The organism is Achromobacter sp. B7 (assembly GCF_003600685.1).
Lineage (GTDB): Bacteria > Pseudomonadota > Gammaproteobacteria > Burkholderiales > Burkholderiaceae_B > Achromobacter > Achromobacter spanius_B.
Genome location: NZ_CP032084.1, coordinates 4,777,948 through 4,795,983, shown reverse-complemented (window position 1 = coordinate 4,795,983; position 18,036 = coordinate 4,777,948). Strand labels below are relative to the sequence as shown.

The following is an 18,036-nucleotide window of genomic DNA, read 5'->3' as shown; positions in this document are numbered from 1 at the left end:
CGCCCGGGCGATGAACGCGGCGGGCGGCGGTGGGTCCCGTCAAACGTAATAAGAGCCCGACGGGGCTCCTATTAGACGCTTAAAGGGCCTTGATGGTTCCTTTAGGAAGCACCGTCGAAACCGACGACTTCTGCATGATGACTTCAACGGGCTTGTCGGCCAGTTCGGACACTTCAACGGTCACGTAGCTGTCGTTGACCTTGGTGACCTTGCCCAGCATGCCGCCGGCCGTGACCACTTCGTCGCCTTTGGCCAGGGCGGCGATCAGGTTGCGGTGTTCCTTCTGACGCTTCATCTGCGGGCGGATCATCAGGAAGTAGAGGATCACGAACATCAGGACGATGGGCAACATGCCCATCAACGCATTACCTTCAGGGGCGGCGGCTTGCGCCACGACGAGGCTTGCGGTATCGATAACGGACATTGAATTCTCCTGCGTTTAAGTCTGTGTGGGTTGTTTGTTGCTACGGCCAGCCATGCCCGGGTTCTTTATGTAACCGTGGGTCATTGCCAAACCCCTTAGCTGTGTTGTTATGCGCCCATCCCCGCGCGAGCCATGGATAGGGCAAGCCGACTATTGTATCTATGTTATTGCCGGCCTTTCACTAGGGATGGATCCCAATCTATGGGGACGGAATCCCGATAAAAAAGACCCCCCCTGGAAAAAGGCCCGGTTATTCGATGCCGCGCGCCCGGTCGGCGGCGAACTGCGCGCGCCAGGCGTCAAAGCGTCCTTGCCCGATGGCTTCGCGCATTTCCTGCATGATCGTCAGGTAGAAATGCAGGTTGTGCAGCGTGTTCAGGCGCGCGCCGGTGATCTCGTTGGCCCGTTGCAGGTGGTGCAGGTAGGCGCGCGAGAAGTTGCCGCAGGTGTGGCAGCCGCAGCTGGGGTCCAGCGGGCGGGTGTCGTCGCGGTACTTGGCGTTGCGGATCTTGACGTCGCCGAAGCGCGTGAACAGCCAGCCGTTGCGCGCGTTGCGGGTGGGCATGACGCAATCGAACATGTCCACGCCGCGGCTGACGCCTTCGACCAGGTCTTCCGGCGTGCCCACGCCCATCAGGTAGCGCGGCGCCTGGGCCGGCAGCTTGGGGGTGACGTGCGCCAGGATGCGCATCATGTCTTCTTTGGGCTCGCCCACCGACAGGCCGCCGATGGCGTAACCGTGAAAACCGATGTCTTGCAGGCCGGCCAGCGATTCGTCGCGCAGCGATTCGTACATGCCGCCCTGCACGATGCCGAACAGCGCGTTGGGGTTGCCCAGGCGGTCGAATTCGTCACGCGAGCGGCGCGCCCAGCGCAACGACATGCGCATGGACCGGGCGGCTTCCTCGACCGTGGCGGGGCGGCCGTCGATTTCGTACGGCGTGCATTCGTCGAACACCATCACGATGTCGGAATTGAGCGAACGCTGGATACGCATCGATTCTTCGGGCGTCAGGAACAGCCGCGCGCCGTCGATGGGCGACGCAAACTTCACGCCTTCCTCGGTGATCTTGCGCATGCCTTGCAGGCTGAACACCTGGAAGCCGCCCGAGTCGGTCAGGATGGGCTTGTCCCATTGCATGAAGCCGTGCAGGCCGCCGTGCTTTTCCATGATGTCCGTGCCCGGACGCAGCCACAGGTGAAACGTGTTGCCCAGCACGATCTGCGAGCCAATCTCTTTAAGCTCGTGCGGCATCATGGCCTTGACGCTGCCATAGGTGCCCACGGGCATGAAGATGGGCGTCTCGACCACGCCATGGTTCAGCGTGATGCGGCCGCGGCGGGCGCCGCCGTCGGTGGCTAGCAGTTCAAAGTTCAGACCGGTCATGGGGCGGGGGACTCGATAAACATGGCGTCGCCATAGCTGAAGAAGCGGTAGCGCTGGGCCACCGCATGGGCGTAGGCGCGGCGGATCGGCTCGACGCCGGCCAGCGCCGACACCAGCATCAGCAGGGTCGACTGGGGAAGGTGAAAGTTGGTGACCAGGGCGTCCACGACGCGGTACCGGTAGCCGGGGGTGATGAAAAGGCGGGTGTCGCCCTGGGCGGCGGCCAGCGGCAGGCCGGGGGCCGTGCGCCCTTCGGTTTGCGCCGCCGCCGATTCCAGCGCGCGCACGCTGGTGGTGCCCACGGCGATCACGCGGCCGCCCTTGGCGCGGGTGGCGGCGATGGCGTCCACCGTGGCTTGCGGCACCGTGAACCATTCGGCGTGCATGATGTGGTCGGCCAGGTTGTCGACCCGCACCGGCTGGAAGGTGCCCGCGCCCACGTGCAGCGTGACAAAAGCGCGTGCGATTCCCAGGTCGGCCAGTCGGTCCAGCGTGGGCTGGTCAAAGTGCAGGCCGGCCGTGGGGGCGGCCACCGCGCCGGGCTCGCGGGCGTAGACGGTCTGGTAGCGATCGTCGTCGCCCGCGTCGGCCGCGTGCGTGATGTAGGGCGGCAGCGGCGTGGCGCCGTGCGCGTCCAGCAGGTCCAGGACCGGGCCGGGAAAGCGGATGTCGAAAAGCTCGCCTTCGCGGCCCAGCACGGTGGCGTCAAAGGCATCGGCCAGGCGCAGCACCATGCCCGGCCCCGGCGATTTGCTGGCGCGCACATGGGCCAGCACGCGGTCGGACTCGGTGATGCGTTCGACCAGCACTTCGATCTTGCCGCCGGTGATCTTGTGGCCAGCCAGCCGCGCCTTGATGACGCGAGTGTCGTTGAACACCAGCAGGTCGTTCGGCCGCAACAGGCCGACCAGGTCGGCGAACTGGCGGTCGTGCAGCTGGCTGGCTGCGTCCAGATGCAGCAGGCGGCTGCCCGTGCGCTGGGCGGCGGGCGTCTGCGCGATAAGTTCTGGCGGCAGCTCGTAATTGAAGTCGGAAACGGTCAGGGACTGGGTCACGCGGGTATCTGCGGGTATCTGTCTGTCAGGAGGGGCGGCCCGGTAAACGCTGATGACGGCGGCCGGGCAAGCTCGGGGCAACCGGCTATTGTAAAGGCGAAGGTTATCAGGGTCGGATCTGCCCGCCGCCCGCAACCGTCCCAGGTTTTGTATGCTCTCGGTCTTGAGAGCAATAGCAACCGGTGGACAAGGCATGACGGGACAAGCGATGAAGCGGTGGGGCGGGCTGAAGCGGTGGCTGGCCGGCGCGCTGGTGGCCCTGTCGGCCGGCAGCGCCTGCGCGCAGGTCCAGGGCCTGCCGCCCAACGTCGTGAATGCCTGGAAGGCCAGCAAGTTGCCCGACAGTTCGCTGTCGCTGGTGGTGCAAGAGCTGGGCGGGCAGCGGCTGATCGCGCTGAACGCGAAAGAACCGCGCAACCCGGCGTCGGTGATGAAACTGGTCACGACGTGGGCCGCGTTGTCCGAGCTGGGCCCGAATTACGTCTGGCGCACCGAATTCATGACGGCGCCCGGCGCCCGGCCCGACGCCCGCGGCGTCCTGGCCGGCCCCCTGTACCTGCGTGCCGGCGGCGACCCTCAATTTCTGATGCAGGACCTGTGGGCGCTGCTGCGCGAACTGCGTCTGCGCGGCGTCAAGCAAATCAATGACCTGGTCATCGACCGCAGCATTTTCGGCCAGGTCGCCACGGACCCGGGCGCTTTCGACGGCGCCCCGGACCGCGCCTACAACGCCAGCCCCGATGCGCTAATGGTGGGTTTTGGCGCGCTGCGCCTGTTGTTCACGCCCGACCCCGTGGCCCAGAAATGGGTGCCGCTGATCGACCCGCCCTTGCCCGGTCTGAAGATTGAAGGCAGCGTGCAATGGAGCGACGTCCGCTGTCCCGGCCCCCCGGTCGTCACGACGGAACCCCTCATTACCCAGCAGGGCGTGACGATCCGGGTCGGCGGCAAGGTGGCCGGGTCTTGCGGCGAATTCAGCCTGTATCGGCTGGCGCTGTCGCAGCCGGATTACGCCACCGAAATCTTTCGCATGTTGTGGAAAGAGCTGGGCGGCACGTTCAAGGGGCAGGTCAAATCGGGCATGGTGCCGGCGGACGCCGTGGTGCTGGCCTCGCATGAATCCCCGACCTTGTCCGAGGTCATCCGCCAGATCAACAAGCGCAGCAACAACGTCATGGCGCGCACGCTGCTGCTGACGCTGGGCGCCGAGCGCGGCCGGCGGCCGGCCACGGTGACCAGCAGCGAGGCGGCGGCCAAGGGCGCCCTGATCAAGCAGGGGCTGGACATGCCCGAACTGGTCATCGACAACGGTGCGGGCCTGTCGCGCGAGGCCCGGGTGTCGGCCGACAGCCTGGCCTCGATGTTGACCGTGGCGTGGAATTCGCCGGTCATGCCCGAGTACATTTCGTCCTTTGCCATTGCCGGGGTGGATGGCACGGTGCGCCGCCGCCTGAAGGGCGATGGCACGCAGGGCATGGCGCACCTGAAGACCGGCTCGCTGCGCGACGTGCGATCCATCGCCGGCTACGTGCTGGGAGCCAGCGGCAAGCGCTACGTGGTCGTCAGCATCGTGAACCACGAACAGGCGGGTGCCGTCCGGGCCTTCGACGACGCCCTGATCGCATGGCTGGCCGATCAATGAAGGTGGCCCCCACGCGGCGCGCACGATGTGCGCTTGCTGCCCCCCAAGGGCTTTAAACCGATTACGATCCTCAGTTGCGGCATGCGAACGGCCGCCTGAGGCGACAAACCCTGTATTTCAATATTCTGGAGAATTACGCACATGCCCGTGCACGAAATCCGCCACCCGCTGATCCGCCATAAGCTCGGGATCATGCGTCGCGCCGACCTCAGCACCAAGAGCTTTCGAGAGTTGTCGCAGGAAGTGGGCGCGCTGCTGACGTACGAAGCGTCCAAGGACCTGCCGCTGGCGCCCGCCACCGTCGAGGGCTGGTGTGGACAGGTCGAGGTCGAGAAGATCGCCGGCAAGAAGGTCACCGTGGTGCCGATCCTGCGCGCCGGCATCGGCATGCTGGACGGCGTGCTCAGCCTGATTCCCGGCGCCAAGGTCAGCGTGGTGGGCGTGGCCCGCAACGAAGAGACGTTGGAAGCCCATACCTACCTGGAACGCCTGGTCGGCGAGCTGGACCAGCGCCTGGCGCTGATTGTCGACCCGATGCTGGCAACTGGCGGTTCGATGGTCGCCGCTATTGATTTGCTCAAGCGCGCCGGCTGCAAGGAAATCCGCGCCTTGGTGCTGGTGGCCGCGCCCGTGGGCATCGACGCCGTGCTGTCCAAGCACCCCGACGTGCATATCTATACGGCGTCCATCGATGACGGCCTGAACGAACACGGCTACATCATGCCCGGCCTGGGTGACGCGGGCGACCGCATCTTCGGTACGACCCAGAAGACGGTCTGACGCGGGGAGCCCGGCGGGCGACTGTCTGGCGGCCGGGCTGTCTGGCGATCCGGCTGTCTCGCGATCCGGCTAGCTAGTGAACCGGCTAGCTAGTGATCCGGCTAGCTAGCGCCTCGGACGGCTGCCGATCCGGCAGCCGGGGCCTGCGCGACGCAGCTCACGCGCCAGGTGCGCGGACCGCTTCCGCGTCGATGTGTTGGCCGAACCACCGCAGCTTTGGTGCCAGCCCGGCCACCTCGCCCACGATCAACAGGGCGGGGGACCGGATGCCATGTTCGGCCGCGAGTTCGGGCAGCGCTTGCAGCGTGCCCGACAGCACCCGCTGTTCCGGCCGGCTGCCGTTTTCGATCAGCGCGAATGGCGTGTCGGCTGCGCGGCCATGGCCCAGCAGGCGCCGGGTCAAGAGTTCCAGCTGCCCCACGCCCATATAGAAAGCCAAGGTCTGCTTTTCACGCGCCAGCGCGGGCCAGTCCAGGTTGTCTTCGTCTTCGCGGCAATGCGCCGTGATCAGCCGCACCGATTGCGCGTGCTCGCGATGCGTCAGCGGAATGCCGGCATAGGCCGCACAGGCCAGCGCCGCCGTAATGCCGGGCACCACTTCAAAGCGCACGCCATGCGCGCGCAGATGTTCCAGTTCTTCGCCGCCCCGGCCAAAAATAAAGGCGTCGCCCCCTTTCAGCCGCACCACGCGCTTGCCCGCTTGCGCGTGCTCGACCAGCAGGGCGTGAATGCGAGCCTGGGTAGCGTGATGGTTTTCGCCGGGCAGCTTGCCCACGCAAATGCGGTCGGCGTCGCGGCGGGCCAGCGACATGACGTCGTTGCTGACCAAGCGGTCGTAGAGGATGACGTCGGCTTCGTTCAGCGCGCGCAGCGCTTTCAATGTCAGCAGCCCGGGGTCGCCGGGGCCGGCGCCCACCAGCACGACGCTGCCTTCAGCGGGCGCAAGCGGTTTGTCCAGCGCCTGGCTTAGCGCGGCTTCGGCCTGGGCCGGTTGTTGCTGTCGCAGCAGGCCGGCCACGGGGCCGTCCAGCAGCCAGTCATAGAAGCGGCGGCGCGCGCCCAGGTCGGGATGGCTGGCGCGGATACGCTTGCGATAGGTTGCGGCCAACGCGGCCAGCTGGCCCAGCGTGTGGTCAAACAGGGATTCAATGCGCTCGCGCACGCGGCGCGCCAGCACAGGCGCGACGCCCGACGACGAAATGGCGACGATGACGGGCGAGCGGTCAACGATGGACGGCACCTGGAACGAGGACAGCTCCGGGTCGTCCACCACATTCGTAAAGATCCGGCGCGCGCCGGCCGCCTCGGACACGGCGGCGTTGGTGGCGCGGTCGTCGGTGGCGGCCACTACCAGCCAGACGTCCTCCAGCCAGGCGGCGTCAAAGCGGCCTGGCAAATGTTCAACGCGGCGCTGGGCCACCAGTTCGGTCAATGCCTGCGTCAGTTCCGGCGCGCCCACCACCACTTGGGCAAAGGCTTCCAGCAGTGCCAGCGTTTTGCGTTCGGCTACCGCGCCGCCACCCACCACCAGCACCCGCCGACCCTTCAGGTCAGCAAAAATCGGGAAAAGCTTCATCGTGTGCCCGCCTCGGGCGTACCCGGCAAAATATCCCCCGATCATAGGGACGGGCCTTCATCCCCACAACTTTTGATTTCTTGAATTCATATATCCAGAATTTATTTGGCGGGCAGCGATTAGCCGACACGAGTGGACATATGTCGGGCACGGCAACCGGTGTAGTATCAACCCAGCCGCCGCCAGCCGTGGGTGGCAAGTCCCGAATTCTGGAGTGGCAATTGACGATGCAAAAAATCGCATCCTTGGTGTTGTGCATGGGCGCGGTGGGCGCCTCGGCGTCGGTGCAGGCGGGCGTTTGCGACGCCCAGTTCATGCATGACGGTGGCGCGGTGCAGTTGACCGGCTCGGGCAACCTGTCCCTGGGCGCGGACCTGACCTTCACCGAAGTTACCAAAAGCAATGGCGATAACTGCCGGGCGCGCGTGCAAGGCGTGGCCACGTTTGGCTATGCGGGCCTGCCGCCGGGCAAGTCCAAGCTGGATTACCTGATGACGGTCAAGGGCGGGCAGGCCACCTTCCTGCGCTATGCCTCGGCGGGCGAAGCCCCCAAGCCTTCCGAGGGCCAGTTCGACCTGCGCATGCTGGGCTTGTTTGCCTACGACGGCAAACTGAACGCCGGGCAAAAGCTGCCCGGCTCGTCGTTCCGCTTGAAGATCGGCAAAGAAGCGCCGGTCGGGGGCCAGCCCAGCACCACGGTGCGCATCGGCGAGAAAAGCGTGGGCCAGAAAACGTCGTTGAACACGGCGTTGGGCAACCAGTCCTGTCACCCGGTCACCTACACGCGCAACTCCGACCCCACCATGGCCACGTTCCAGGGCCTGACCATTCCGATACCCGGCATGAACACGACGGTCACCGATTGGTATTGCCCGGCGGTGAACCTGGTGATGAAGCAAGACATAGATCAATCAGGCGTGAAATCAGCGGTTGAAATTACGCAGATCAAGTAGCACACGGTATCAAGCACGTCTTGCTGCGGGCAGGGCGGCTGGTATTATATTTTTGTCATAGACACACAACAGGAGCTCAAAAAAATGGCCACGAGAAAATCCGAAGAAGTCGCAAAAGAAAAACTGATCGACAGTGTCAAGACCAGCCTGAATGACGCCGAAAACCTGCTGCGCGAAGCGGCCGGCACCACGGGCGAAAAGGCCAACGAATTGCGCGACCGCGCCATGACCTCGCTCAAGCGCACCCGCGAAGCCCTTTATGAAGCGCAAGACGCCGTGCTCGAACGTGGCCGCAAAGCCGCTCGCGCCACCGACGACTACGTGCATGACAACCCCTGGCAAGCCATCGGCATCGCAGGCGTGACCGGCCTGCTGCTCGGCTTGCTGATCAGCCGCCGCTGATTGGTTTGAACGATCGGGCGGGCAACGTCGGCATGCCGGCGCTGCCCGCCCGCCGTTCCTGACAACATGGGTCTACGAAAATCTGTTTTCGGCGTCGCGTCCAGCCTGGTCGGGCTGTTGCGCACCCGCCTGGAGCTGCTTGCGCTGGAAGCCGCCGACGAAAAGGCGCGCCTGCTCAAGCTGCTGGGCATGGCCTTCGCGGCGTTGCTCTTTTTGACGCTTGCGGTGCTGGTGTTCACGGTAACGGTGGCGGTGTTGTTCTGGCCCACCGAAGACCGCTACATGGCCTTGGGCCTGCTGGCGGCGTTCTACGGCATTGTGGGCATTGCGTTGTTGCTGGTCGTGCGCCATGGCCTGGTCTATGGCGCGGTGCCCTTTGCGGCCACCCTTGACGAGCTCAGCCGCGACGCGGAACTGCTTGAACGGGTCCGCGACGCGCAAGACGACGAGCCCCCGGCGCGCCGACGCGAGGAGGACTGAACCATGTCGAAAAGGTCTCCCACCGTGGACCGCGCCGTGCGCATCGAATTGCTGCGCGCCCGCGCCGCCATCGAACGCGAATCGCTGGTGCATGACATCGTGACGACCGGCCATCGGCTGGAACCCGCCGCGATCATCCGGGGACTTCTACCCCGGCTGGCTGCGGGCGGGGCGTCGCGCTGGGCCTTGCAGGCCATCACGCTGGCGCGTCGTTATCCGGTCGTCACCTCGTCCGTGTCGACCTTGCTGATGCGCGGCGGCAAGCGCTTCAAGCTGCTCAAGATCGCGGGCGGCGCATTGGTCGGCTGGCAGCTGTTCAAGATGTGGCAAAGCTCGCGCCAGGACGACGAATAACGCGTTCAACCTTGCTGCGGCTTGCGCCATAAAAAAGCGCCACAAAAAACCCCGCGATGCCTCTGCATTGCGGGGTTTTTTTTTGGTCAGGACCAAAGCCTGACCGTGCGGCCACGGGCTGCACGCCACAGCCACAACTACAGGCCCAGCTGACTCCAGATATCGTCCACACGCTTCTTGACGTCGGCATCCATCGTGATGGGCGTGCCCCATTCGCGTTGGGTTTCGCCGGGCCATTTGTTGGTGGCGTCCAAGCCCATCTTGCCGCCCAGCCCCGAGACCGGCGAGGCGAAGTCCAGATAGTCGATGGGGGTGTTTTCGACCAGCAGCGTATCGCGCACGGGGTCCATGCGCGTCGTCATCGCCCAGACCACTTCCTTCCAGTCGCGCGGGTTGATGTCTTCGTCCACCACCACGATGAACTTGGTATACATGAACTGGCGCAGAATGCTCCACAGCCCGAACATGACGCGCTTGGCGTGCCCCGCGTATTGCTTGCGGATCGACACCACCGCCAGCCGATAGCTGCACCCTTCCGGCGGAAGATAGAAGTCGACGATTTCCGGCAACTGGCGGCGCAGCAGCGGCACGAACACTTCGTTAAGCGCCACGCCCAGCACGGCGGGCTCGTCGGGCGGCTTGCCGGTGTAGGTGGAATGGTAAATGGGGTTGCGTCGCATCGTGATGCGTTCGACGGTGAACACCGGAAACCAGTCCTGCTCGTTGTAGTAACCGGTGTGGTCGCCGTACGGCCCTTCCAGCGCCATCTCGTAGTCGCTGTTGGGCGGCGGGTTGACGCCGTCCGGCACCACGGGCTTGACGGCGCGCGGGTCGGAAGAGGGCAGCAGATGGCCTTCGAGCACGATCTCGGCCCACGCCGGTACCGACAGGTTGCTGCCCAGCGCCTGGGCAACTTCGGTGCGCGAACCGCGCAGCAGGCCGGCAAATTGGTATTCGGACAGGCTGTCGGGCACCGGGGTGACCGCGCCCAGCGTGGTGGCCGGGTCGGCGCCCAGTGCGACGGCGATGGGGAACGGCGTGCCAGGGTTGGCCAGCGCGTGATCGCGGAAATCCAGCGCGCCGCCGCGATGCGACAGCCAGCGCATGATGAGCTTGTTCGGGCCCAGCAGCTGCTGGCGATAGATGCCCAGGTTCTGCCGCTTGGCGTTCGGGCCGCGCGTGATCACCAGGCCCCAGGTCAGAAGCGGCGCCACATCGCCGGGCCAGCAGGTCTGGATCGGCAAGCGGTTCAGGTCCACATCCTTGCCTTCCCAGACAATTTCCTGGCAGGCCGGGCTCTTGACGTTTTTCGGGCTCATGTCCCACAACGCCGCTTTCAGCATCGACACCTTGGCCAGCGCATCGCGCAGGCCCTTGGGGGCTTCGGGCTCGCGCAGCGACGCCAGCAGTTCGCCGATATCGCGCAGTGCGCTGACGTTGTCGGCGCCCATGCCGCGCGCCACCCGGGACGGCGTGCCGAACAGATTGGTCAGCACCGGCATCTGCGCCGGTTGGCCGTCGTGCAGCGCTTTTTCAAACAGCAGGGCCGGGCCTTCGGCGCGCAGCACGCGGTCGGAAATCTCGGTCATTTCCAGCCGGGTGGACACCGGCGCGGCAATGCGTTTGAGGTCGCCCATGCGTTCAAGTTGGGCGAGGAAGTCTCTAAGGTCGCGGTATTTCACTACAGATCCCAGCGATTTGGTTACATTTGAGGTCGAAAGAGAGGTTAACATTGACTCCCTCTTTTTCCACGCAGGAGGTTTTCATGCCCGATGCGTCAGTGGCCAGCCTGTTCAGGAATATGGCCCAAGGAGTGCACGAATATCTTGCCGAGTCCTTGCGTATTTGCTCAGTCTATCTGGGCATTGCAGTGATTGTGACGGTAAGCATGGGATTTGCCCTGCCAGGTTTGCGCGACCAGGCATTGCAAGTGCACAAAGCCTTGTTGACCGCCCTAGCGCCTTCATCCATGCAAACCGGCGTCGAACCCGACACCGGCTCCGAACTGGGTTCCGACACGGCGTCGGCAATTGCCATGGCCGTACCAACCGCTCCTGCCAGCAATGCCACCGGCATGCTGGGGCCGGCGCGCGTCGCGCCGCCGGTGCCCAAGAAGCCCGCCTTGTCGGCGACCGGCCCGCAGGCAGAAGCGTTGCGCAACTATATCTCGCGCAAATACAAGGTGGCGTATGACGCTACCGGCCCGCTGTTGAACACCGTCTACAAGGTCAGCCGCGAAAAGCAGCTGGACCCCTTGCTGGTGCTGGCGGTCATCGCCATCGAGTCGCGCTATAACCCGCTGGCCGAAAGCCATGTGGGCGCGCAAGGCCTGATGCAGGTGATGACCAGCGTGCACCAGGACAAATTCGACGCCGTGGGCAAGACCGCCCTGGACCCAGCCGCCAACATCGGCGTCGGGGCGACGATTCTGCGCGACTGTATCAACCGGCGCGGTTCGGTCGACGCCGGGCTGGCCTGCTACGTGGGTTCCACGGGGCCGGACGACAACGGCTACGGCGCCAAGGTCCAGGCGGAACGCCGGCGCCTGGCCCTGGCATCGGGCATTGCCCTGGCGCGGGACTGATACCGGACACCCTGTCTGCGCGATACCGCCCGGCCGGCCAGACGAAAAAGCGCGCTCTTTACCGAGCGCGCTTTTTCATTGGGACGGTATCGCAACGACCGCCGGAAGCGCCGGCAAATGGCGGATCAGCGTTGCAGCAGCTTGCCGATGCGGGCCACGGCTTCCTCCAGGCGGTCCAGCCCCGTCGCGTAGGAAAAGCGCATGGTGTGCTTGCCGTGGGCCGGCCCGAAATCCAGTCCCGGCACGGCAGCCACGCCGGCTTGCAGCAGCAGCTGCTGCGAAAACGTGGCGCTGTCCATGCCCAGGTTGCTGATGTCGGCATAGATATAGAACGCGCCGTCTGGCTTGACGGGTACGTGGATGCCCAGGCGTTCGAATTCGGGCAACAGGTAGTCGCGCCGCTGCTTGAACGCTTCACGCCGGTGCTCGAAGGTTTTCATCGCCTGTTCGGTAAAGCATGCCAGCGCGGCGTGCTGGGCCAGCGTGGGCGCGCAGATCGCCAGGCTGGCGGCGATTTTTTCCACGGGCGCCACCATGTCTTCCGGCACGATCATCCAGCCCAGGCGCCAGCCGGTCATGTGAAAGAATTTCGAGAAACTGTTGATGACGATGATGTCATCGTCCAGCGTCAGCGCGGATCGCGGCGCGTTTTCATACGACAATCCCAGGTAGATTTCATCGACGATGGCAAAGCCGTCGCGCGCACGAACCTGCGCCAGCAGTTGCGCCAGTTCTACGTGTGCGATGGATGTGCCGGTGGGGTTGCTGGGTGACGCCACCAGCACGCCCTGCGTCGCAGGCGTCCAATGCCGGGCCACGTCGTCGGCCGACAGCTGGAAGCGTTTGGCGGCGGAACTGGGAATCAAGCGCGGCACGCCGCCCGCCGCCAGCACGAAGTTGCTGTTGGCCGGGTAGGACGGGTCAGGCATCAGGACTTCGCCACCGTGGTTGACCAGCGCCGCGCACGCCAGCGTCAGTGCACCGGATGCGCCGGCCGTGACAATAACGCGCGCCGGATTGATCTTGGCGCCGAACTTGTCGTGGTAGAACTGCGCAATGGCCTCGCGTAGCGGCATCAGCCCGGCGGGCGGGCCGTAGCCGCTAAGCCCGGCGCGGGCGGCGCGTTCCAGCGCTTCCACCACCTGGGGCGGCGCGGTAAAGTCCGGTTCGCCGATGCCCAGGCTGATAATGTCGTGGCCCGCCGCCTGTAGCGCCTGCGCCTGCTTGAATAGTTCCACTACCTGGAATGTCAGAAAGTCTTGAGTGCGAGCGGCAAGGCGGGGCATTGGATTCTCGAAAAGCGTCTTTGAAGCAAAAAGGAATTGTAGTCATGCAGCCATCCCGGCGCGCTTTCCTGCTTGGCAGGCGGCCCGCGCAAACGCCATGGGCCGCTTTCATGCAGCGGCTGAAGCTGCTTTGCCAAGGCCAGGTTGTTGATCTGGGCGAGAACGGCCCGGGTGGCGCGCAAGCCATTCTGACGCCCGCGCGTGACGGCGACGTGGCGCACGCCCGCGCGCTGTGCGCCGAATATCGCGTCGTGATGGCGCTGGAGGGCGCAACGGGGCCTTACGCGGCGAGCAGCGCACCGCGTTTGCGTATCGACCCGTCGCGGTTGGCGGGCTTGGCGCGCTTGGCCGGCGACACCCCCCGCTGGCGCGCGCAGCCCGGCGTGCCGATGGCCGCGCTGGCCCAGGCCGGGCTGCGGCAGTTCGCCGGTTTTCCTGACGCCATGACCTTGGCCGAATGGCTGGCCGCACCGGCGCCGTGGCCCGCGGGTTGCTGCGCGGCCTCGGGCGTGCTCGGGGTGGACGTGATGCTGGCCGACGGCGTTGAGGAAACCTTGGGGCCGTTTGGCGAGGCCGACGTGCAGCCCCTGCGATCGGCCACCGTGCAGGCCCTGGTGCCCGCGCTGTTCCAGCTGGCCTCGGGCGGCGATGCGTTCGCAACGAACGACGGCTATCACTGGCTGGGCCGCTATCGGCTGGACGCCCTGAAGCCGCAGGCGCCGGCCACGGTGAACCTGGCGCATTTGCTGTTGGGGCATGGCGGTACGCTGGCCTGGGTGCAAAGCGTCACGCTGATTGATGTGCCGCCCTCTAGCAAGCCCCAGCCCGAGCCCCAGCCCGAGCCGCAGCCGGGCGCCCATGTGCCGTCCCCGGCAACCCCCGGCTTGGCGACGTTTCGGCTGGACGCCCGCGTCAAGACGCTGTTCGATCCCGCGGGTCGATTTCCCTTATTCCTGCCCAATGAAACCTGAATTGTATTCAGGTTACTGTAAGATTTCGGCGCCTGCCCCGTCCGGTGGGCGAGCTTTCACCAGCGCTTTCGCAAACGTATCGCGGCGCGCGCCATGGGAATAGAATTCCTCCCTCTGTTTCACTTATAGCCAGTAGCCGCCCCTATGGATGCCAACCTTCGCAAAGCCGCCCTTGAATATCACGAGCACGGTCGCCCCGGAAAAATCTCGGTCACCCCGACCAAGCAGCTGACCAACCAACGCGATCTGGCGTTGGCGTATTCGCCCGGCGTGGCGGCGGCCTGTGAAGAAATCGTGGCGGATCCGGCCAATGTGTTTCGCTACACCGCGCGCGGCAACCTGGTGGGCGTGATCACCAACGGCACAGCCGTGCTGGGCCTGGGCAACATCGGCGCGCTGGCTTCCAAGCCCGTCATGGAAGGCAAGGCGGTGCTGTTCAAGAAGTTTGCCGGCCTGGATGTGTTCGACATCGAAATCAATGAAACCGACCCGGACAAGCTGGTCGAGATCATTGCCGGGCTGGAAGCCACTTTCGGCGGCATCAACCTGGAAGACATCAAGGCGCCGGAATGCTTCACCGTCGAGCGCAAGCTGCGCGAGCGCATGAAGATTCCCGTGTTCCACGACGACCAGCACGGCACCGCCATCACGGTATCGGCCGCGTTCATCAACGGCTTGAAGGTCGTGGGCAAGGACATCAAGAAGGTCAAGGTCGTGACCTCGGGCGCGGGCGCTGCTGCCCTGGCGTGCCTGGATTTGATGGTGGACCTGGGCCTGCCGCTGGAAAACATCTGGGTCACCGACATTGAAGGCGTGGTCTACGAAGGCCGTGTCGAACTCATGGACCCGGACAAGGCGCGTTTCGCGCAAAAGACCGATGCCCGCAAGCTGGCTGAAGTGATTCAGGACGCCGACGTGTTCCTGGGCCTGTCCGCCGGTGGCGTGCTCAAGCCCGAGATGGTTGCGGCCATGGGCACGCGTCCGCTGATCCTGGCGCTGGCCAATCCCACGCCGGAAATCCTGCCCGAACTGGCGCATTCCGTTCGCGATGACGTGGTCATGGCCACGGGCCGTTCCGACTACCCGAACCAGGTCAACAACGTTCTGTGCTTCCCGTACATTTTCCGGGGCGCGCTGGACGTGGGCGCCACCACCATCACGCGTGAAATGGAAAAGGCGGCGGTCTACGCCATTGCCCAGCTGGCCCAGGAAGAACAGAACGAAGTCGTGGCCGCGGCCTACGGCACGTTCGATATCTCTTTTGGCGCGGAATACCTGATCCCCAAGCCGTTCGACCCGCGTTTGATCGTGCGTATCGCGCCGGCCGTGGCCAAGGCCGCCATGGAAGGCGGTGTGGCCACGCGCCCGCTGGCCGACCTGGAAGCCTACGAAGAACAGTTGCAGCAGTTCGTGTACCACTCGGGCGCGTTCATGAAGCCGCTGTTCTCGGCCGCCAAGCGCATCGTGCGCGAAGGCGGCCCGGCGCGCATCGTGTTCGCGGAAGGCGAAGACGAACGCGTGCTGCGCGCGGTGCAGGTCGTGGTTGACGAAGGCCTGGCCCGCCCCATCCTGGTGGGCCGCCCATCGGTGCTGCTGACCCGTATCGAAAAGCTGGGGCTGCGCCTGCGCCTGGGTGAAGACGTTGAAGTGACCAACCCGGAATACGACGAACGCTTCCATCAGTACTGGACGACGTACTGGGAACGCATGTGCCGGCGCGGCATCACCAAGGAAATGGCGCGCGTGGAAATGCGCCGCCGCATGACCTTGATCGGCGCGATGATGGTGCACCTGGGCGATGCCGACGGCATGGTCTGCGGCTCGGTGGGCGCCTACCACGATCACCTGCGGTTCGTGGACGAAGTGATCGGCCGGCGCCCGGGCCATAACGTGTATGCCGCGATGAACATCCTGCTGCTCAACGAGCGCACGGTGGTGTTGGTGGACACGCACGTCAACGACGAACCCACGGCCGAGCAGATCGCCGAATTCACTATCGCGGCCGCCAACGAAATGCGCCGTATGTACCTGGCTCCCAAGGTGGCGCTGCTGTCGCGATCAAATTTCGGATCGGGCAGTTCCGCGTCGGGCGCCAAGATGCGTCGCGCGCTTGAAATCGTGCGCGAAAAAGAGCCCGAGCTTGAAATCGACGGCGAAATGCACGGCGATTGCGCGCTGGACGAAGCGCTGCGCATGCGCATCCTGCCGTCGTCCACGCTCAAAGGCGAGGCCAACCTGCTGGTGTGCCCGAACGTGGATTCGGGCAACATCGCCTACAACCTGCTCAAGACGGCCGCGGGCGGCAACGTGGCGGTTGGCCCGTTCCTGCTGGGCTGCAACGCGCCGGTGCACATCCTGACCTCAAGCTCGACCGTGCGCCGCATTGTGAACATGACCGCGATGACTGTGGTCGATGTCAACACGCCACGTTGAAGTGAGTCCCGCCGGTCCGGCGTGCCCACGCACGCCGACCGGTCTGGTCCTGACGGGTGGGGGCGCGCGGGCCGCGTACCAGGTGGGCGTGCTAAGCGCCATCATGGACTTGCTGGACCCCGACTGGCATTCGCGCTTTCAGAATCCCTTCGACATCATCTGCGGCACCTCGGCGGGGGCCATCAACGCCGCTGCGCTGGCGTGCCGCGCCGATCGCCCGCACCTGGGTGTGCGCCGTATCCGCCGCTTGTGGTCGTCGCTGAACACCGACATGATTTACCGCGCCGACGCGCCCGGCCTGATTCGCACGGGCGTGCGTTGGCTGGGGTTGCTGGCGCTGGGCTGGATGTATTCGGGCCTGACGCGCAAGCGGCCGCAGTCACTGCTGGACAACAGCCCCATGGAGGCGCTGCTGGGCCGCGTGCTGAACTTCGACCACCTGCGCGGCAACCTCGAGCGCGGGTCGCTGTCGGCGCTGGCGATCACGGCGTCGGGCTATACCAGCGGCGAGCACCTCACGTTCTACCAGGCGCACACGCCCATCGAACCCTGGCATCGCTACTTGCGGCTGGCCATACCCACGCCTATCGGCATCGACCATCTGATGGCCTCGTCGTCCATCCCGTTCGTGTTTCCCGCGCGCCAGGTGCCGGTGCACGGCAAGGGTGAATGGTGCGGCGACGGGTCCATGCGGCAACTGGCGCCGATCAGCCCCGCCATACACCTGGGCGCCCATCGCGTGCTGGTGATCGGCACGGGCTTTCGGGATGACACCCATCCCGAGAACCGGGAAGATTCTCCGCCCTATCCGTCGCTGGCCCAGGTGGGCGGGCATGCGCTGTCCAGCATTTTCCTGGACGGCCTGTCGGTGGACGTCGAGCGCCTGGAACGCATCAACTACCTGATGGACCACGCGACGCCGGAGGGCGCGCAGATCAACGTGCGCCGCATCCAGGTGCTGACCATCACCCCCAGCCAGTCGCTGGATACGATGGCGCTTGAGCACTTGGATGACATGCCCGCGCAAGCCCGTGCTCTTTTCCGCGTACTCGGTGTATCGTCCGACCCAGGCCGTCCTGGCGGCGGTGCGCTGATGTCGTATCTGCTATTCGAATCCAGCTACACCAAGCGATTGATCGAACTGGGTTATGCCGATACGATGCAGCGTAACGAAGAAGTGATCGCCTTTTTCAAGGAGGCTCAGGCATGACGCGCAATGGCCAATCTACGTTGCAGAAGCAGCTTCTGCGCGGGGGAGCGCTGCCTCATGAGGGGCTGGACAAGAAGGCCGTCGTGGACGCCTCGCACGAGCTTGGCTTGTCCTTGTTCGTTGCCAACTGTGACCCCGCCCGCAGTCGTTCAGCGGTGCTTCGCGCCATCGTCAAGGCGGTGGATTTCCCCGAGTACTTCGGCGGCAACCTGGATGCGCTGTACGACTGCCTGTGCGACACGGTCCTGGACCACAAGACGGGCGTGGTGTTGTGGCTGTACCGCCTGCACTCCGGCGACCCGGTGCTGGAAGAAGACGCCGCAAAAATTGAAACCGTGTGTTCGGACGCTGCCGACTTTGCACGTGAAAACGGCCGCATCTTTGCGTTTGTGATCGAACACGCGGGCCGCCACCCCGACCCGGAACCCGGCATCGCCGCAGCGCCCTATGGCGAAAACGATTAACCGCGGGCGAAAACGATTAACCGCGGCCTAAAACG

General features: G+C 65.0%; 17 protein-coding genes. 11 read left to right on the top strand and 6 right to left on the bottom strand.

Features of this window, described 5'->3' with window-relative positions; genetic code table 11:
- Positions 1 to 79: 79 nt before the first annotated feature.
- From yajC to queA, 3 genes are all read right to left on the bottom strand, one after another.
- Positions 80 to 424, bottom strand: coding sequence for a preprotein translocase subunit YajC (yajC, locus tag DVB37_RS21730; RefSeq protein ID WP_006221220.1), 345 nt, complete (start codon positions 422 to 424; stop codon positions 80 to 82).
- A 250-nt stretch (positions 425 to 674) separates the two neighbouring features.
- Entirely contained in the window at positions 675 to 1,811 is a 1,137-nt protein-coding gene (gene tgt, locus DVB37_RS21725; RefSeq protein WP_046804352.1) for a tRNA guanosine(34) transglycosylase Tgt, read from the bottom strand.
- The gene (gene queA / locus DVB37_RS21720) at positions 1,808 to 2,866 is read right to left on the bottom strand and encodes a tRNA preQ1(34) S-adenosylmethionine ribosyltransferase-isomerase QueA (RefSeq protein WP_120156744.1); all 1,059 of its coding nucleotides are present in this window, start codon (positions 2,864 to 2,866) and stop codon (positions 1,808 to 1,810) included. Before queA ends, tgt begins: the two co-directional genes overlap by 4 nt.
- Positions 2,867 to 3,059: 193 nt before the next feature.
- Here queA and dacB point away from each other — a divergent pair, with 193 nt between their 5' ends.
- Positions 3,060 to 4,508 (top strand): D-alanyl-D-alanine carboxypeptidase/D-alanyl-D-alanine-endopeptidase, encoded by a 1,449-nt coding sequence (dacB, locus tag DVB37_RS21715; protein WP_162941267.1) that lies wholly within the window; start codon positions 3,060 to 3,062, stop codon positions 4,506 to 4,508.
- 141 nt (positions 4,509 to 4,649) lie between these two features.
- The gene (gene upp, locus DVB37_RS21710) at positions 4,650 to 5,288 is read left to right on the top strand and encodes a uracil phosphoribosyltransferase (protein WP_120156742.1); all 639 of its coding nucleotides are present in this window, start codon (positions 4,650 to 4,652) and stop codon (positions 5,286 to 5,288) included.
- A gap of 157 nt (positions 5,289 to 5,445) precedes the next feature.
- Here upp and cysG read toward each other — a convergent pair whose 3' ends face one another.
- A complete protein-coding gene (cysG, locus tag DVB37_RS21705) occupies positions 5,446 to 6,864 on the bottom strand; it encodes a siroheme synthase CysG (RefSeq protein ID WP_120156741.1) in 1,419 nt (472 codons plus the stop codon).
- Between the two features lie 227 nt (positions 6,865 to 7,091).
- Between cysG and DVB37_RS21700 the strand changes: the two genes are divergently transcribed.
- From DVB37_RS21700 to DVB37_RS21685, 4 genes are all read left to right on the top strand, one after another.
- Positions 7,092 to 7,817 (top strand): hypothetical protein, encoded by a 726-nt coding sequence (locus tag DVB37_RS21700; RefSeq protein ID WP_082134441.1) that lies wholly within the window; start codon positions 7,092 to 7,094, stop codon positions 7,815 to 7,817.
- A gap of 84 nt (positions 7,818 to 7,901) precedes the next feature.
- The gene (locus tag DVB37_RS21695) at positions 7,902 to 8,219 is read left to right on the top strand and encodes a YqjD family protein (protein ID WP_006221213.1); all 318 of its coding nucleotides are present in this window, start codon (positions 7,902 to 7,904) and stop codon (positions 8,217 to 8,219) included.
- Positions 8,220 to 8,285: 66 nt separating this feature from the next.
- Complete coding sequence (locus tag DVB37_RS21690) at positions 8,286 to 8,699, top strand: phage holin family protein (protein ID WP_046804358.1); 414 nt, start codon at positions 8,286 to 8,288, stop codon at positions 8,697 to 8,699.
- Positions 8,700 to 8,702: 3 nt separating this feature from the next.
- Complete coding sequence (locus tag DVB37_RS21685; RefSeq protein WP_046804359.1) at positions 8,703 to 9,053, top strand: hypothetical protein; 351 nt, start codon at positions 8,703 to 8,705, stop codon at positions 9,051 to 9,053.
- Between the two features lie 137 nt (positions 9,054 to 9,190).
- Here DVB37_RS21685 and DVB37_RS21680 read toward each other — a convergent pair whose 3' ends face one another.
- On the bottom strand, positions 9,191 to 10,735 hold the full coding sequence (locus DVB37_RS21680) for a UbiD family decarboxylase (protein WP_120156740.1): 1,545 nt from the start codon (positions 10,733 to 10,735) through the stop codon (positions 9,191 to 9,193).
- Positions 10,736 to 10,818: 83 nt separating this feature from the next.
- Between DVB37_RS21680 and DVB37_RS21675 the strand changes: the two genes are divergently transcribed.
- Positions 10,819 to 11,637 (top strand): lytic transglycosylase domain-containing protein, encoded by an 819-nt coding sequence (locus tag DVB37_RS21675; protein WP_046804361.1) that lies wholly within the window; start codon positions 10,819 to 10,821, stop codon positions 11,635 to 11,637.
- 125 nt (positions 11,638 to 11,762) lie between these two features.
- Here DVB37_RS21675 and DVB37_RS21670 read toward each other — a convergent pair whose 3' ends face one another.
- On the bottom strand, positions 11,763 to 12,923 hold the full coding sequence (locus DVB37_RS21670) for a pyridoxal phosphate-dependent aminotransferase (RefSeq protein ID WP_120156739.1): 1,161 nt from the start codon (positions 12,921 to 12,923) through the stop codon (positions 11,763 to 11,765).
- Between the two features lie 44 nt (positions 12,924 to 12,967).
- Between DVB37_RS21670 and DVB37_RS21665 the strand changes: the two genes are divergently transcribed.
- The 4 genes from DVB37_RS21665 to DVB37_RS21650 all read left to right on the top strand — a co-directional run bounded on the left by DVB37_RS21665 (position 12,968) and on the right by DVB37_RS21650 (position 18,001).
- On the top strand, positions 12,968 to 13,894 hold the full coding sequence (locus DVB37_RS21665) for an FAD-binding protein (protein ID WP_120156738.1): 927 nt from the start codon (positions 12,968 to 12,970) through the stop codon (positions 13,892 to 13,894).
- Positions 13,895 to 14,038: 144 nt separating this feature from the next.
- A complete protein-coding gene (locus DVB37_RS21660; RefSeq protein ID WP_046804364.1) occupies positions 14,039 to 16,327 on the top strand; it encodes an NADP-dependent malic enzyme in 2,289 nt (762 codons plus the stop codon).
- Positions 16,308 to 17,537: a patatin-like phospholipase family protein gene (locus DVB37_RS21655; RefSeq protein WP_370512738.1), complete on the top strand. Its 1,230-nt coding sequence runs from the start codon at positions 16,308 to 16,310 to the stop codon at positions 17,535 to 17,537. The genes DVB37_RS21660 and DVB37_RS21655 overlap by 20 nt, the downstream gene beginning before the upstream one ends.
- Positions 17,534 to 18,001, top strand: a complete 468-nt coding sequence (locus DVB37_RS21650) for a barstar family protein (RefSeq protein ID WP_046804365.1) — start codon at positions 17,534 to 17,536, stop codon at positions 17,999 to 18,001. The genes DVB37_RS21655 and DVB37_RS21650 overlap by 4 nt, the downstream gene beginning before the upstream one ends.
- Positions 18,002 to 18,036 lie beyond the last annotated feature (35 nt).

Bases quoted from the DNA above. Each gene is read 5' to 3' on its own strand.
- yajC (WP_006221220.1), bottom strand. From the start codon at position 424: ATGTCCGTTATCGATACCGCAAGCCTCGTCGTGGCGCAAGCCGCCGCC.
- tgt (WP_046804352.1), bottom strand. From the start codon at position 1,811: ATGACCGGTCTGAACTTTGAACTGCTAGCCACCGACGGCGGCGCCCGC.
- dacB (WP_162941267.1), top strand. From the start codon at position 3,060: ATGACGGGACAAGCGATGAAGCGGTGGGGCGGGCTGAAGCGGTGGCTG.
- upp (WP_120156742.1), top strand. From the start codon at position 4,650: ATGCCCGTGCACGAAATCCGCCACCCGCTGATCCGCCATAAGCTCGGG.
- cysG (WP_120156741.1), bottom strand. From the start codon at position 6,864: ATGAAGCTTTTCCCGATTTTTGCTGACCTGAAGGGTCGGCGGGTGCTG.
- DVB37_RS21700 (WP_082134441.1), top strand. From the start codon at position 7,092: ATGCAAAAAATCGCATCCTTGGTGTTGTGCATGGGCGCGGTGGGCGCC.
- DVB37_RS21695 (WP_006221213.1), top strand. From the start codon at position 7,902: ATGGCCACGAGAAAATCCGAAGAAGTCGCAAAAGAAAAACTGATCGAC.
- DVB37_RS21690 (WP_046804358.1), top strand. From the start codon at position 8,286: ATGGGTCTACGAAAATCTGTTTTCGGCGTCGCGTCCAGCCTGGTCGGG.
- DVB37_RS21685 (WP_046804359.1), top strand. From the start codon at position 8,703: ATGTCGAAAAGGTCTCCCACCGTGGACCGCGCCGTGCGCATCGAATTG.
- DVB37_RS21675 (WP_046804361.1), top strand. From the start codon at position 10,819: ATGCCCGATGCGTCAGTGGCCAGCCTGTTCAGGAATATGGCCCAAGGA.
- DVB37_RS21670 (WP_120156739.1), bottom strand. From the start codon at position 12,923: ATGCCCCGCCTTGCCGCTCGCACTCAAGACTTTCTGACATTCCAGGTA.
- DVB37_RS21665 (WP_120156738.1), top strand. From the start codon at position 12,968: ATGCAGCCATCCCGGCGCGCTTTCCTGCTTGGCAGGCGGCCCGCGCAA.
- DVB37_RS21660 (WP_046804364.1), top strand. From the start codon at position 14,039: ATGGATGCCAACCTTCGCAAAGCCGCCCTTGAATATCACGAGCACGGT.
- DVB37_RS21655 (WP_370512738.1), top strand. From the start codon at position 16,308: ATGTCAACACGCCACGTTGAAGTGAGTCCCGCCGGTCCGGCGTGCCCA.
- DVB37_RS21650 (WP_046804365.1), top strand. From the start codon at position 17,534: ATGACGCGCAATGGCCAATCTACGTTGCAGAAGCAGCTTCTGCGCGGG.